This is a genomic window from Tessaracoccus yangjingae (genome assembly GCF_054483935.1).
This window is the reverse complement of sequence record NZ_CM137014.1, coordinates 2,730,109-2,744,886: the sequence shown is the minus strand read 5'-3', so window position 1 is coordinate 2,744,886 and position 14,778 is coordinate 2,730,109. Positions and strand designations below refer to the sequence as shown.

Annotated in this window: 14 protein-coding genes and 1 tRNA gene; 11 read left to right on the top strand and 4 right to left on the bottom strand. The window is 69.8% G+C overall.

Annotation, left to right across the window (positions count from 1 at the left end; genetic code table 11):
- From ACX1D3_RS12375 to ACX1D3_RS12340, 8 genes are all read left to right on the top strand, one after another.
- Window positions 1-1,077, top strand: coding sequence for an ROK family protein (locus ACX1D3_RS12375; protein ID WP_458994132.1), 1,077 nt, complete (start codon window positions 1-3; stop codon window positions 1,075-1,077).
- Between the two features lie 40 nt (window positions 1,078-1,117).
- Window positions 1,118-2,269: a tRNA dihydrouridine synthase DusB gene (gene dusB, locus ACX1D3_RS12370; RefSeq protein ID WP_458994131.1), complete on the top strand. Its 1,152-nt coding sequence runs from the start codon at window positions 1,118-1,120 to the stop codon at window positions 2,267-2,269.
- Between the two features lie 2 nt (window positions 2,270-2,271).
- Window positions 2,272-2,523 carry a hypothetical protein gene (locus ACX1D3_RS12365; protein ID WP_458994130.1) on the top strand — a complete coding sequence of 84 codons (252 nt, stop codon included), beginning with the start codon at window positions 2,272-2,274 and terminating at the stop codon, window positions 2,521-2,523.
- An 84-nt stretch (window positions 2,524-2,607) separates the two neighbouring features.
- Complete coding sequence (locus tag ACX1D3_RS12360; protein WP_458994129.1) at window positions 2,608-3,894, top strand: citrate synthase; 1,287 nt, start codon at window positions 2,608-2,610, stop codon at window positions 3,892-3,894.
- Window positions 3,895-3,956: 62 nt separating this feature from the next.
- Window positions 3,957-5,021 (top strand): HD domain-containing protein, encoded by a 1,065-nt coding sequence (locus tag ACX1D3_RS12355; protein WP_458996546.1) that lies wholly within the window; start codon window positions 3,957-3,959, stop codon window positions 5,019-5,021.
- Window positions 5,022-5,058: 37 nt separating this feature from the next.
- Entirely contained in the window at window positions 5,059-6,891 is a 1,833-nt protein-coding gene (gene dnaG / locus ACX1D3_RS12350; protein WP_458994128.1) for a DNA primase, read from the top strand.
- A gap of 144 nt (window positions 6,892-7,035) precedes the next feature.
- Window positions 7,036-7,371, top strand: a complete 336-nt coding sequence (locus ACX1D3_RS12345; RefSeq protein ID WP_458994127.1) for a DUF485 domain-containing protein — start codon at window positions 7,036-7,038, stop codon at window positions 7,369-7,371.
- On the top strand, window positions 7,368-8,993 hold the full coding sequence (locus ACX1D3_RS12340) for a monocarboxylic acid transporter (protein WP_458994126.1): 1,626 nt from the start codon (window positions 7,368-7,370) through the stop codon (window positions 8,991-8,993). The genes ACX1D3_RS12345 and ACX1D3_RS12340 overlap by 4 nt, the downstream gene beginning before the upstream one ends.
- Here ACX1D3_RS12340 and ACX1D3_RS12335 read toward each other — a convergent pair.
- Window positions 8,899-9,798 carry a sigma-70 family RNA polymerase sigma factor gene (locus ACX1D3_RS12335; protein ID WP_458994125.1) on the bottom strand — a complete coding sequence of 300 codons (900 nt, stop codon included), beginning with the start codon at window positions 9,796-9,798 and terminating at the stop codon, window positions 8,899-8,901. The two genes, ACX1D3_RS12340 and ACX1D3_RS12335, sit on opposite strands and share 95 nt — an antisense overlap.
- Window positions 9,799-9,905: 107 nt before the next feature.
- Here ACX1D3_RS12335 and ACX1D3_RS12330 point away from each other — a divergent pair, with 107 nt between their 5' ends.
- The 3 genes from ACX1D3_RS12330 to ACX1D3_RS12320 all read left to right on the top strand — a co-directional run bounded on the left by ACX1D3_RS12330 (window position 9,906) and on the right by ACX1D3_RS12320 (window position 11,724).
- On the top strand, window positions 9,906-10,397 hold the full coding sequence (locus ACX1D3_RS12330) for a hypothetical protein (protein WP_458994124.1): 492 nt from the start codon (window positions 9,906-9,908) through the stop codon (window positions 10,395-10,397).
- Window positions 10,398-10,478: 81 nt separating this feature from the next.
- Window positions 10,479-10,554 (top strand) — tRNA-Asn (locus tag ACX1D3_RS12325).
- Window positions 10,555-10,794: 240 nt separating this feature from the next.
- Window positions 10,795-11,724 (top strand): GNAT family N-acetyltransferase, encoded by a 930-nt coding sequence (locus ACX1D3_RS12320; protein WP_458994123.1) that lies wholly within the window; start codon window positions 10,795-10,797, stop codon window positions 11,722-11,724.
- Window positions 11,725-11,811: 87 nt separating this feature from the next.
- On the opposite strand, the gene ACX1D3_RS12315 is transcribed toward ACX1D3_RS12320, so the two are convergent.
- From ACX1D3_RS12315 to ACX1D3_RS12305, 3 genes are all read right to left on the bottom strand, one after another.
- Window positions 11,812-12,444 carry a hypothetical protein gene (locus ACX1D3_RS12315; RefSeq protein ID WP_458994122.1) on the bottom strand — a complete coding sequence of 211 codons (633 nt, stop codon included), beginning with the start codon at window positions 12,442-12,444 and terminating at the stop codon, window positions 11,812-11,814.
- Window positions 12,441-13,178 carry a glycosyltransferase gene (locus ACX1D3_RS12310; protein ID WP_458994121.1) on the bottom strand — a complete coding sequence of 246 codons (738 nt, stop codon included), beginning with the start codon at window positions 13,176-13,178 and terminating at the stop codon, window positions 12,441-12,443. Before ACX1D3_RS12310 ends, ACX1D3_RS12315 begins: the two co-directional genes overlap by 4 nt.
- Before the next feature lie 146 nt (window positions 13,179-13,324).
- A complete protein-coding gene (locus tag ACX1D3_RS12305) occupies window positions 13,325-14,719 on the bottom strand; it encodes an alpha,alpha-trehalose-phosphate synthase (UDP-forming) (RefSeq protein WP_458994120.1) in 1,395 nt (464 codons plus the stop codon).
- Window positions 14,720-14,778 lie beyond the last annotated feature (59 nt).

Here is a 14,778-nt window from a genome sequence, read left to right as displayed (position 1 = left end):
ATGACCCACTGGCCCGTGGACGCCACCACGCGGAGCGTCGCGCTCGCGGTGCTGCGTCACGGGCCGATCTCGAGGGCCGATGTAGCGAGGCTGCTGGGGCTCTCGTCGGGGTCACTGACCCGGATCACCAAGCCGTTGCTCGGAAGCGGAGTCCTCGAGCAGGGCCCGCCGTCGGTCCTCGAGATCGGTCGGCCCCCGCTGCCGCTGCGCGTCGTGGATGAGTCGGCCAGCTTCCTCGGGGTGAAGGTCGTGCCCGGGCACGCGTGGGTGGTGCGCACCGGCCTGGCGGGGGAGGTGCATCAGTCGTCGGAGCTCGACCTGGACACCACCACGCTCGAATCCACGGCTCAGGGGCTCGCCGAGGTGGTGCGCGACGCCCCGGGGCTCGCGGCGGTCGGGGTGTGCCTGCCGGCCTCCGTGGAGCCGGACGGTGTCCTGCACGCCACCCGGATGCTCCGGTGGCCCGGGGGCGGCAACCTCTCCAGGCGCGTGACGGAGCTCACCGGCGTCGACTGCGCCGCGACGAACGACATCGACGGTCTGACGCTGTACCAGCACTGGTTCGGTGCCGGTCGCGGGCTGACGCACTTCGCCGTCGTCACCTTCGGCATGGGCGTGGGATGCGGAGCCGTGGTCGACGACCAGCTCCTCCTCGGCCGGCAGGGGGCGGCCGCCATCCTCGGCCGGCTCTGGCTGCCCGACGGGCGCGTCTTCGGCGACGTGCTGTCCTTCGACGCCGTGGCAGATGCGGCCAGCGAGCTCGCCGGACGGCCGCTGACGTTCGAGGAGGCGCTCTGCACGGCCGAGGCCGGGCCTGCCATCGACGATGCGCAGCGCGCCATAGGCTGGCTGGTGCGCGGGGCGGCCATCGCGTTCGCACCCGAGTCGATCCTCATCACCGGCGAGGGGATCCACGTCCTGCGGGGCTCACTGGACGTCGTGCGAGAGGTCCTGACCCACGACTGGCGGGAGGACCTCCTCTTCCCGGAGCTTGTCCTGGCCCCCCTCGACTTCCACGACTACGCGCGCGGAGCGGCAGTGGCGGCCATCCGGCAGAGGTTCACCTCGCCCGTCTGACGTAGGCTGGGGGGTCGCCGCCCACATCCCAGGAGATCCGTTGCCCGTCATCCAGCCGCTGCGCCTGCACGCGCCCAGCCGCCGCGACGCCGTCGTCGTGGACCTTCCCGTGGTCCTCGCGCCGATGGCCGGGGTCACCAACGCCGCCTACCGGCAGCTGTGCCGCGAACAGGGGGCCGGGCTGTACGTCTGCGAGATGATCACCTCCCGCGGTCTGGTGGTGGGGGATCCCAAGACCCGGGCCATGCTCCAGTTCGACCCGGGCGAGACCACGCGCTCGGTGCAGCTGTACGGCGTCGACCCTGACGTGATGGCTGACGCCGCGAGAATCCTCGCCCGGGACTTCGCCGTGGGCCACATCGATCTCAACTTCGGCTGCCCCGTGCCCAAGGTGACCCGCAAGGGGGGCGGCGGCGTCCTGCCCTACAAGCGGGACCGCCTGCGCGCCATCGTCCGGGAGACGGTCCGCGCCGCCGACGAGTTCGGCGTGCCCGTCACCATCAAGACCCGGATCGGCATCGACGCCGCGCACGAGACGTTCCTCGACGCCGGGCGCATCGCCCAGGAGGAGGGCGCCGCCGCCATCGCGCTCCACGGGCGCACCGTGCAGCAGGCCTACTCGGGGGAGGCCGACTGGACGCGGATCGCCGAACTGGTCTCCGCCGTCGACATCCCGGTCCTCGGAAACGGCGACATCTGGGAGGCGGAGGACGCGCTGCGCATGATGGACGAGACCGGCTGCGCGGGCGTGGTCGTGGGCCGCGGATGCCTCGGCCGGCCCTGGCTGTTCGGGGACCTCGCCGCCGCGTTCTCCGGCGACGCGCTCCGCCACCGGCCCACGCTGGGGCAGGTGGGGGGCATGCTGCTGCGCCACGCCGAGCTGCTCACCGGCTACGTCGGGGAGAGGCATGGGCTGACCGACCTGCGCAAGCACATGGCCTGGTACTTCAAGGGCTATCCGGTGGGGGAACTGCGCCGGAGTTTCGCCATGGTCTCGACGATGGACGAGCTGCGGGAGCTGGTGGCGCAGCTGGAGCAGGACGCTGACTTCCCCGCCGCGGAGCTGGGCACGCCCCGGGGCCGCCAGGGGTCGCCGCGCGGCAAGGTGGTGCTGCCGTACGGTTGGTACGACGACACCTCCGGGTGTGAGCTGGACCTATCTGACGCCGAGATCGGCGTGAGCGGAGGATGACGATGACCGAACCCACGGGCGACCCCACGGACAACGCGACGAGCGGCGCGAAGAAGAAGCTGCCGATCTGGGCCCAGATCGGCCGGGCCGTCGCCCTGCTGTCGGTGCTGGTGCTGTTCGTCAGCGCGTACTTCCAGTCCACGACCACCGGGGCGGAGTCGCTCAACTGGGAGCGGATCGGCAGCAGCGCCTTCGGCATCGCCGTGATGGGCGTGGCGTTGCTGTTCCTCGGGCGGGCCCAGACCCGAAAGTAGGCCCCACCCGGGCCTGGCCAGATCCCATCGTTATTGTGGGGCAAACGCCGGCCCCCCTGGGCCGGCCCGGCCCCAGGAGGTTCCATGGGCGAGACCGCGACCATCACCATCGACGGAGTGAGCCACGAACTCCCCGTCATCACCGGGAGTGAGGGCGAGCGGGCCATCGACATCTCGTCGCTGCGCTCCAGCACAGGACTGATCACCCTCGACGACGGCTACGGCAACACCGGCTCGTGCAAGTCGGCCATCACGTTCATCGACGGCGAGAAGGGGATCCTGCGCTACCGGGGCATCCCCATCGAGGACCTGGCGGAGCGATCGAGCTTCATCGAGACCGCTGAGCTGCTGATCTTCGGCGAACTGCCGGACGAGGAGCAGCGGGCCGAGTTCCGGCACCTGCTGACCGAGAACGCGGCGCTGCACCGCGACATGCGCAAGCACTTCGACGGATTCCCTGCCACTGCGCACCCGATGGCCATCCTCTCCGCGATGGTCAACGCGCTGCAGACACACGAGGTCCCAGAGATCCAGTTCACCGACGCGCAGCGCTTCAAGTCAGCCGCCGCCGGACTGATCGCGAAGACCCGCACCATCGCGGCCGCCTCGTACAAGTCCCACATCGGGCAGCCGATCGCCTATCCCCGCTACGACCTCAACTACGCCGAGAACTTCCTCCACATGATGTTCTCCGTCCCCTACCGGGACTACGAGGCAACGCCCGAGGTGGCGCACGCGCTCAACATGTTCCTCGTCCTGCACGCCGATCACGAGCAGAACTGCTCCACCTCGACCGTGCGCATGGTGGCCTCCGCTGGGACCAGCATGTTCTCCTCGGTCGCGGCAGGCGTCAACGCGCTCTGGGGCCCGCTGCACGGTGGCGCCAACATGGGCGTGATCGAGATGCTCGAGTACATCCGCGACACCGGGACCAGCCCCCAGTCCTACGTCAACCGGGTGAAGGACCGCTCCTCCGGCTTCAAGCTCATGGGCTTCGGTCACCGCGTGTACCGCAACTTCGATCCCCGGGCGAAGATCCTCAAGGAGGCCGCCGACAAGCTGCTCGACGCGATGCACATCACGGACCCGCTGCTCGACATCGCCCGGCAGGTGGAGCAGGCGGCGCTGGCCGACGACTACTTCGCGTCGCGCAGGCTCTACCCCAACGTCGACTTCTACTCCGGCATCATCCTGCGCGCCATCGGCATCCCGCTCGACATGTTCACCGTGATGTTCGCCATCGGGCGCACCCCGGGGTGGATCGCGCACTGGAAGGAAGTCTCGGACAACCCCAAGCAGCGCATCTACCGGCCGCGTCAGGTGTACGTGGGCAACCAGTTGTCCGAGTGGGTGCCCCGCGCCGAGCGCTGAGGTCGCTACGGTTGGAGGCGATGGACACTCCACTTCCGCGCACCAGGCTCTGGGCCTCCACAATGCAGGGCCACGGCCGGGGCGTCATCACCGCGCATGCCACGTCGTCGGCGCGCGCCTCGGCGCGGGACCCGAGGCGGCGCGAGCAGCGTGAGGCGCTGGAGCATCTGACGCTGGTCCCCGAGGCGAGCCACGCGGTCGGTGCGGGGGAGCGGGAGCGGCCCGAGGAGCCGGACGAGTTCCGGACCTGCTTCGAGCGGGACCGGGACCGGATCGTGCACTCGGCCGCCTTCCGCCGCCTCGCGGGCAAGACGCAGGTGGTGGTCTATCCCACGGACCACCAGCGAACCCGGCTGACGCACGCCGTCGAGGTGGCCCAGGCCGCCGTGGCCATGGCGCGCGGCATCGGCGCCAACGTCACCCTGGTCGACGCCATCGCGCTCGGCCACGACTGCGGTCACGGGCCGGGGGGCCACGCCTCGGAGGACGCCTTCGACCAGTTCATCGAGGGCGGCTACGACCACGGTCCCTGGGGCGCGGACGTGGTGCTCCGTCCCCTCAACCTGACGGTCGAGACCCTCGACGGGATCCGCAACCACTCGTGGTCGCGGCCCGCCCCGGCCACCCTCGAGGGGGAGATCGTGTCCTGGGCGGACCGGATCGCCTACTGCGCGCACGACCTGGAGGACGCCGTGTCCGCCGGGATCGTCGCCGTCGCCGACCTGCCGCCGGTGGTGCGGGAGGTGGCAGGGGTGACCAGGACCCGGCAGCTGTCCACGTTCATCACCGCCGTCATCGCGACGACCTCGACCACGGGGGTCGTGGGCATGGACCCGGCGACGGCGGAGGCGCTCGGTGAGCTGCGCCGGTTCAACTACGAGCGCATCTACACACGGCCCGAGTCGGTGGCCCAGTCGCACACGGTCGTGCGCGTGCTGACTGATCTCGTCGAGTACTACCTGGCCACGCCCGCCGCACTGCCTCACGAGTACCGCGGCGACGACCTGCTGCGCGGCGTCGTCACCTACGTGGGCGGCATGACAGACCGTTTCGCGTTCGAGCAGGCCCGGCATCTGCTCGGCTGGGACCCCCGGAAGCTCCCGAGGGGCATCGGCCGCGGCGCCTGACCCCGCACCGGCCGAGCGGCCCGGGTACAGTGGCACCGTGGCGGGCCGGATCAACGACGAGGACATCGCGGCCGTCCGTGAGCGCAGCCGGATCGACGATGTGGTGGGCGGCTACGTCGCCCTCCGCAACGCGGGCGGCGGCTCCCTGAAGGGGCTGTGTCCGTTCCACGACGAGAAGACGCCGTCGTTCACCGTCACCCCCTCCCGCGGGTTCTACTACTGCTTCGGCTGCGGGGAGGGCGGCGATGTCATCACGTTCCTGCAGAAGCAGCAGAACCTCTCCTTCACCGAGGCCGTGCAGGTGTTGGCGGATCGCGCGGGCCTCGTGCTGCGGGTGGAGGACGACGGCACACCCGGCCAGGCCCCCGGCCAGCGCAGGCGGATACTGGAGGCCAACGAGGCCGCGCAGGAGTTCTACGCCCGCCAGCTCGAGTCGGCGGAGGCCATCGAGGCCCGCCAGTTCCTGCACGGCAGGGGTTTCGACAGGGAGGTGGCCGAGCGCTTCCGGATCGGCTACGCGCCCCGGCACGGGGGAGCGCTCAGGCAGACGCTGCGTGCGGCGGGCTTCTCCGACGAGGTGCTCCAGGCCGCCGGCCTCACCCGCCAGGGCGGACGGGACTTCTTCGTCGGGCGGGTGCTGTGGCCCATCCGGGACTCGGCGCAGGCCGTGCTGGGCTTCGGGGCCCGCAGGATCTACGACGACGACCGGCTGCCGGCCAAGTACATCAACACCCCCGAGTCCCCGGTGTACAAGAAGTCGCACGTCCTCTACGGGCTGGACCTCGCGCGCCGAGAGATCGGCCGCAAGGCGCAGGCCGTGATCGTCGAGGGCTACACCGACGTGATGGCGGCCCACCTCTCCGGTGTGGAGACGGCTGTCGCGTCGTGCGGCACGGCGTTCGGCGACGATCACGCCCGCCTCCTCCAGCGTCTCATGGGCACCCACGACGGGCTGCACGGTGAGGTGATCTTCACCTTCGACGGCGACAAGGCCGGCCAGGCCGCCGCGCTCAAGGTGTTCAAGGGGGACCAGAACTTCATCACCCAGACCTACGTCGCCGTCGAACCCACCGGCCTGGACCCGTGCGACCTGCGGCTTCAGCAGGGTGACGCGGCCGTCCGGGAGCTGGTGGCCCGGCGCATCCCGCTCTACAGGTTCGTGATGGCCAACATCGCGAAGAGCCACGACCTCGACAGGGCCGACGGACGCCTTGCCGCGGCCCGCGAGGGCGCCGAACTGGTGGGATCGATCCGCGACCAGTCGCTGGTCAACCAGTACCTGCGCGAGCTGGCGGGCGTGCTGGGCATGGACCTCGACGACGTCCGGCGTGAGGCGGCTCGGGCCCGCCACCGGGGCACGCACGACGGGCCGCTCCCCGACGATCCGCACGAGCGCCCTGCGCCGGATCCCGCATGGCCCAACCCCGACGACCCGGCGCTGCGCCTGGAGCGGGACACGCTGAAGCTCATGCTGCAGCACCCCACCACCTTCGACGCGGCCTGGAACGCGGTGGAGGAGGCGGACTTCACCCACCCCGGCTACGCCGCGGTGTTCCGGCTGCTCACCACCGTCGAGTACGGCGACGGGTGGACGGCGCGGTTGCGTGACGCCGCGCCCGGGGATCTGGTGCGGCAACTGCTGGTGGCTCTCATCGTGGAGCCTCTGCTCCGGGAGGCTGACGAGACCTACTCTCTCGCGCACACCTCCCGGTTGAGGCTGGCCCGGGTGACGCGACAGATCGCGGACCTGAAGTCCCGTCTCCAGCGGACCGATCCGGTCAAGGACCCTTCCGGCCACCGCGCCCAGTTCGCGGAGCTGACCGGACTGGAGATGCGACGCAAGGAGCTCCTCGCCGTCGGCCTCGGCTGACGCCGTCGGCGCAGCCGCTCGGATACTGACAAAGTCCGGGATTGCATTGTCATGCCCCGCGTGCTTAAAGTATCTTCACGTCGAGACACTGTGGTCTCGCCGACCTTCAGGAGAATCATGTCCCAAGGCCGTACCGTGGATCCGTTGGATTCAGTCGATTCCAGAGCAGTGTTCGTCGAGGTCGCCAAGACCCCTGAGTTCCGGGAGCTGCGCAACAGCTTCCGGCGCTTCGCCTTTCCGATGACGATCGCCGGGCTCACCTCCTACTTCGTCTACGTGGTGCTCTCCATCTACGCCGTGGACTTCATGGCCTCGCCCTTCCTCGGCATGGTGGGTCTCAACACCGGCATCATGCTCGGCCTGTTCCAGTTCGCCGTCGTGTGGATCTGGACGGCCATCTACGTCAACTACGCCAACCGGAGGCTCGATCCCCTGGCCGCCTCGATCAAGGCGCACATCGTGAACGAGGGTGCGGCATGATCACGCTCCTCGAGACCCCGCAGTACGGCAACCCCGTCATCAACATCGCGGTCTTCGCGCTCTTCGTCGCGGCCACGCTGGCCGTCGTGATCACGGTGAGCCGCCAGAAGACCAAGGCGTCAGACTTCTACACGGGCGGCGCAAAGTTCTCCGGGCGCCAGAACGGCCTGGCCATCACCGGCGACTACCTCTCGGCCGCCGCCTTCCTCGGCGTGACGGGCGCTATCGCCATCTACGGCTACGACGGCCTGCTCTACTCCGTCGGATTCTTCGTCGCGCTGCTCATCGCCCTCTACCTCGTCGCCGAGCCGATGCGCAACACCGGTAAGTACACGATGGCCGACGTGCTCAGCTTCCGGATGAGCCAGAAGCCGGTGCGCACCGCGGCGGCCACCTCCACCCTCGTCATCTCCTTCGTGTACCTGCTCGCGCAGATGGCCGGAGCCGGTGGCCTGGTGGCCCTGCTCCTGGGGGTCTCGGACAGGAACATGCAGAGCCTCGTCATCGGCCTGGTGGGCGTCCTCATGATCGTCTACGTCCTCATCGGGGGCATGAAGGGCACCACCTGGGTGCAGATGATCAAGGCGGTGCTCCTCGTGAGCGGCGCGGCGGTCATGACCTTCCTCGTGCTGATGGGCAACGGCTTCAACCTCGACGGGTTGGCCCTGGCCGCCCAGCAGGCCGCTCTCGACGCGACCACCGGAACCGGCAAGGACCTGCTGGAGCCGATGGGCCGCTACGGCGCGACCGACTGGACGAAGCTGTCCTTCCTGTCGCTGTCGCTCGCCCTGATCGCGGGGCCGTCCGGCCTCCCGCACGTGCTCATGCGCTTCTACACCGTGCCCACCGCCAAGGAGGCCCGCAAGTCGGCGGTGTGGGCGATCATCCTGGTGGGCGTGTTCTTCCTGTTCACCCTGGTCCTCGGCCTCGGAGCGGCGAAGCTCGTGGGCCAGCAGAACATCCTGGCCGCGCCGGGTGGGGCGAACTCGGCCGCGCCGCTGCTGGCGCTCAACCTCGGTGGCGAGATCTTCATGGGGGTGATCTCCGGGGTGGCGTTCGCGACCATCCTCGCCGTGGTGGCGGGCCTGACGATCACGGCGTCCGCGTCCTTCGCGCACGACGTCTACAACTCGATCCTCAAGGACGGCAAGGCGGATCCGGCACAGGAGGTGAAGGTGGCGCGGTACACCTCCATCGTGGTCGGCGTCCTGGCCATCCTCGGCGGCATCGCGGCAAACGGCCAGAACATCGCCTTCCTCATCTCGCTGGCGTTCGCGGTGGCGGCCTCGGCCAACCTGCCGTCGATCCTGTACACCCTCTACTGGAAGCGGTTCAACACCCGCGGATCGGTGTGGTCCATCTACACCGGGCTGGTCTCGGCCGTCCTGCTCATCGTGTTCTCCCCGGCCATCTCGGGATCGAAGACGTCCATGATGGGCGAGGCCGTGAACTTCGCCTGGTTCCCGCTGGACAACCCGGCGCTGGTCAGCGTGCCGCTGGCGTTCCTGGCCGGCTGGCTGGGCACGGTCACCTCACCCGAGCGGGGCGATGAGGAGTTCGCGGTGGAGATGGAGGTGCGCTCCATGACCGGGGCGGGGGCAGGCGAGGCGATCTCGCACTGACCCGCGTGGTCCGTTCGCCGGCGAGGAGTTCCCGGGCGGCAGCGATGGCCTCCCCCTCCCACCGGTGGACCGTGGACTGTGAGGCGCTCATCCGACGTGCGGTCTCCGCCAGGGTGAGCGCCTCCCCCCACAGCCCGTAACGGAGCTCGAGGACCAGCCGGTGCCGGGCGCTGAGCAGGCTCAGGAAGTCCAGCCCGTGAGAGTCCACCCGGGCGAACCCGGCCTCTGCCGACGGGTCCGCGGCGATGACGTCGTCGAGGCTGATCATCCGAACCAGCGCCCGGCCCGCCGCGGTGGGGGAGACCCCCACCGCGGCCGCCGCTCGGGCGATATCGATGCTGTTGCCGGCCGCGGCCTCGCGGTCCCGCTCCGCACCGGCCAGCCGGGCCGCCCGGCGGTCGGCCCGCGACGCCGTGGGACGACCCATCCGGTGCCTGGCACCCTCGGCCAGCGTGCGGGCCACTCCCTCGAAGACGAACGTGGTGAACCTGACGCCCCGTGTGAAGTCGAAGCGTTCGATCGCCTCCGCAACTGCGACGCACCCGTCCTGGAAGAGGTCCTCGGAGGGAAGATCGTAGGCGACCGCGAGGCGCCGGGCCTGCTGCATGGCCACCTTCAGCCCGACGGCCCAGAAGCGGTCCGTGGCCTCAGCCGCGGCCGCGACGAGCCGGGTCAGCTCCGGGTCCGGCCCGTGCAGGTCCAGCAGGTGCGCCGCATACAGACCGGCCTCGACGACCTTCGCGCAGGCGAGGTCCTCCCCGGGGCCGAACCAGGCGTCGGGGAGCCGCAACTCGTTGAGATCCATGGCCCCAGCCTTGCCCCTGGGCGATGTCCGGGGCCAGGGGCCGGCAGCAGACTGTGGACAAGTCCAGACGGACAACACTTCTTATCCACACGGAGCACAATGGGGGCATGGAACTGTTCAACCGTCTTGACCCGGCCGTACACGAAGGGCTGAACGAGGCCCTTGGGCACCGCGCGGATGTGCTGGCACACGGCGTGGGGGAGGGGGTGGTGCTGGTGGGCACACGCTCCGCCCTGGCCCGCCTGATCGGGGACACCTGGCGGGTGTGGGGCTGGGAGGAGATCGGCAGCGGCTCCTGGGTGGGCGAGTCCAACACCTTCCGCTGGCGGACTGTGGAGGGCGAGCGGTTCGAGGCCCGGCTCAGCGACGCGGGCCGTTTGCCTGAGCTGTTCCAGGAGCGGGTGCAGGCCTCCACCGTCGTCCAGAGCGTGGTGGACGGCACGAGGGGACAGGTGCAGATCGTCGGCCGGCGCAGCCTTGGCGAGGAGTCGAAGCTCCACTGGTACGCCGTGCCCTCAGGAGGCGCCGACCTGGAGGATCCGGCGACGCGTGACGCCGTCGTCGCGGAGACCGACAGGCTCGCGGCCGAGTACTTCTGACGTGCCTTCGGGCCGTGTCTCCCGGATTCGCACGTCCCGGACCGATCTGCTAACGTTCTTTCTCGCGTGGCATGCCACCAATCCCTGGTAGCTCAATTGGCAGAGCATTCGACTGTTAATCGAAGGGTTACTGGTTCGAGTCCAGTCCGGGGAGCCAGCGTGAAAGCCGCTCTGACTAGGCAAAACACTAGTCCGAGCGGCTTCTCTCTTACTCGGTGGGCAACTACTGGGCAACCAGCCTGGGGTGGGCCTGTAGTCGGATCGACCAAATGTCCGCACCAAGAGCGCCGCACGGCCGCAGTGGAGACACGAGGAACACGACAGTAGCGATGGCCGTGCCCAATGTCGTCAGCTCTCGGCCAGCGACTCCGAGGGCCGATTGGGTTAGCCTGCTGCGATGGGCGCTGATGCACTCCTCACGTTCCTGGCCGCGTTGCCAGCCAGGTTGCGGGGGGCGGTGAGTGCTGCCGACTTGATCGATGCAACGTCGTGGCCCGCCGGGAGCGGCGTCGTCACAACTGTCGGCGTCCATCACGTGTGGGTCGATGGCCGCGCCCTGGTGTCGCCGACCCCGAGCATCAGTCTGGCCCTGGCCGAGGCTGTCGATGCGCGGTCCCTGTGCGAGTTGTGGGGGCTTCCGCGGCCGGTGGCAGTGTCGGGTGACGTCCATCAGCGTCGGTGGGAGATCCTGATGGCAGGCGATGAGGTGCCCGACCCCCACCAGCGGCGGATGGCAGCCTCACCCTTCCTCGTCGGGGGCTGGGCGGTACGGCCCTGTCTGACAGCAAGGCCGGCGGGGCCTCTCCCGGCCCTGGTGGCGGGTGCGTCGCCGGCGTATGAGCTGGCCGAACGCGGCGGCCGGGTCGGGCGGATCGAGGTGAGCCGTGCGCGTTTCGGGGCGATTCTGGCCACCGGAGCCGACCCCGCTGCCCGCGAGCTGTTGGGTCGGATGGCCCTGCGACATCCTGCGTGGCGGTCCGGCTGGACGGTGGCGCCGTCGGACGACGTGGCGATGGTGATCGATCAGGAGCATCCGATCGCTGGGGCGGTGATGTCTCTGTCGGGGCCCGTGGCGCTGGCCTCGCGGCTGAGTCTGCTGACCAGCGGTCCTGGCGGGGTGGTCGTCGGAAGTCAGCTGCTGGAGCTTCTCGAGTCTGTGGCGATGGATCGTGGTTGCCAACGGCTCGTCTTGGACAGCAGCGCCTTTCTGTACCCCGGACTGCCCTACCGCCAGCATGGCTACACCGTCCAGCCTCCCTATGAAGGTGATGCCGACCTACCCGTGTGGGTGGAGCTGGACCTTCCCCGACCCCAGAGCCCAGGATGAGAGCTGGTCGGTCAGTTACCCGGTGATCAGATCCACCGGTTCTGAGGACCGCAGTGGCGGGGCCTCCGGCGGCCGAGTCGGACCCGGTCAGTCGGCGCGCCAGCGGCGGATCCACTCGTCGAGGAGCGAGCGGGTCCGTGGGTGTTCCCACTGGGCCCTCGGCATGACGACGAGGCAGTCAGGCAGTCCGGAGGGGGCGCCGCTGCGCAGGCCAAGCACCCACTTCTCGGCGCGGTTGGCCAGATCGAGCCGGGGCGCGGGCGCCTCTCGAAACCCCAGCCTCAGCAGGGCACGGGCGACCCCGGCCCGGGCGACGACGACGGTGGCCCGGGCGTAACGCGGATCGTCGAAGTCGTCGGAGAACGCCCTCAGGCCGGTGAAGATCTCCACCCTTGCGGCGAGGCGGCCAGGCTTCCCCTGGGCCCTCAGGGCGGCGAGTTGCCGCAGGTGGCGCACCACGTGCAGTTCCACGATCTCGTCCTCACCCGATCGGGCGAGGAGCGCTCCCGTGGCGTCCCTGATGTCGTAGCTGGCTGTCGCGACTGTGGTCGTCAGGAAGCGCCCGTAGGTGCGCTCCTGGCCGACCGTCCGCAGCGCCACCAGGATGGACGCCGCCGCGACCGCTCCCGCGACGACGGCGACCGCGACGGCGTCGCCCTGCACCTCCGTCGAGGGCCGCGCGAGGATGCGCCCCAGACGGCGCCACGCCGCGCCGCTCACGGGGCCCCCACGTCGTGGTCCCCGCCGAGGTCGTAACCGTCGGGTATCCCACGGGCGGGACGGCCCAGAAGCGAGCGGATCTCCGAGAACAGTGCGACCAGGCCGTAGCGGACCCTGCCCAGGTGCCGGATCCGGCGCATCGAGGTCGGGATCCGCACCGAGCGGAGGACGCCGAAGCGCCCGATGCGTGCGGCCCGCCTTGCGTAGTCGTGGTCTTCGGCGAGGGCGAGCGACTCGTCGAATCCCCCGATCCGGTCGTGCAGACTCCGACGGACCAGGATGCAGGCCCCCACGGCGTGCGGCCGCACCTGCGCGGCCCACTGGAGCCCTCGGGCGATGACCGCGTACACGAGTCTGAAGTCCCAGGCCCGCTCCAGCGGCACCAACGCTGCCGTGGCGACGTCCAGTCGGCGTCCGACGAACTCGCCGACGGCATGCTCGATGAACTGGGTGCCCGGACGCACGTCGGCGTCCAGGAAGAGCACGAGCTCACCGGAGGAGGCGGCGGCCCCGCGGTTCCGTGCCGCTGCGGGCAATCCGCCCCTAACTATCACGGCCCCCGCGCGCCGCGCGAGCCGCACGGTGTCATCGTCCGAGCCCCCGTCCGCCACCACAACCTGGCTCGGCGGCACGGTCTGTCCGGTGAGGGCGTCGAGCAGTCCTGGCAACAACAGCTCCTCGTTCAGGCATGGGATCACCACGGACACAGAGGGAAAGCCCCTGCCGCCCTCCATCGCGCCCCCTGACCAACCTCGTGGCCTCGCGGCCCGACACCTACCCACACGCATCTTCGCGCACGCGGGTGCCGCCGGGGTGGAGGAGGCCTGATCTGGGCAGGGTGACCATTACCTTGGCCGGCGATGCTGACTGCCGCGGGTGATCAGCGCAGGTCGGCCAGGTCTCCCAGGAAGGCCTGGGCCCAGTCGTCGATGGTGTGGGTGGCCACCTGCTTCTTGAGGGCACGCATCCGCCGCTGCCGGTCACGGAGTGGGTCCGTGGCCGCCTGAACCAGGGCGGCCTTCATGCCGTTGAGGTCGTAGGGGTTGACCAGGTATGCCTGCTTCAACTCGAGCGCCGCTCCTGCGAACTCGCTGAGGACGAGGGCCCCGCTGGTGGACGGGTGGCACGCCACGTACTCCTTGGCGACGAGGTTCATCCCGTCGCGCAGCGGGGTGACCACCATCACATCGGCGATGCGGTACATGGCCGCCATCGTCGAACGGGGAAAGCCTGCGTGCCGGTAGACGATCGCCGGCCGCCCGATGCCCCCCACCTCCGAGTTGATCCGGCCGACGAGCAGGTCGATGTCGTCGCGCAGGCGCCGGTACTCCTCGACCCGCTCACGGGAAGGAGTGGCCACCTGCAGGAACACCACCTCCGACGGATCCAGCCGGCCCTCCTCGAACAGCTCGCCCATCGCCCGGATCCGTTGCCGGAGGCCCTTGGTGTAGTCCAGCCTGTCGACGCCGAGGAACACCAGCTTCGGGTGCCCGAGCTCGTCGAGCAGCGCCTCGGCCTCCGCGACGACCTCGGGGGACTCCGCCAGGGCCGCGAAGCCCTCGGTGTCGATCGAGATGGGATAGGCGCGGGCTACGCACGCGTGGCCGGAGCCCACCTGGACCCGGTCCCGCTCGACCTTGTGTGTCGTCAGGCGACGGACGAGGCGCAGGAAGTTGGACGCCCCGCCCGGCACCTGGAAGCCGACGAGATCGGCGCCGAGCATCCCCTCGAGGATCTCCCTGCGCCACGGGAGCTGGGAGAAGAGCTCCACCGGCGGGAACGGGATGTGGAGGAAGAATCCGATCCTCAGGTCCGGACGCAGCGCGCGCAGCATCTGTGGGACGAGGAGAAGCTGGTAGTCCTGGACCCACACGGTCGCGTCCTCGTCGGCTGCTTCAGCAGCCGCCTCGGCGAACCGCCGGTTGACGCCGACGTAGGCGTCCCACCACTCCCGGTGGAACTCGGGAAAGGCCACAGTGTCGTGGAAGAGGGGCCACACCGTCGCGTTCGAGAAGCCCTCGTAATACTCCTCGTGCTCGCCGGTGGTCAGCGGAACCGGGACGATCGAGTAGCCGTCGTGGGTGAACGGCTCCACCGTCTCGTCGGGGGCGCCATGCCACCCGATCCACACGCCGCCCTTCTGGCGCATGACGGGTTCCAGGGCCGTGACCAGCCCTCCTGGCGAGGTCCGCCAGTCGACGGAGCCGTCGTCGGCGGTCACGCGGTCCACGGGGAGTCGGTTCGCCACGACGACGAAACTGGCACGGTGCGGCATCGTTACCTCCTGGTTCGGACCCCCAGACTAGCGAGGGGAACCGTCGGCCCGGCATGGCA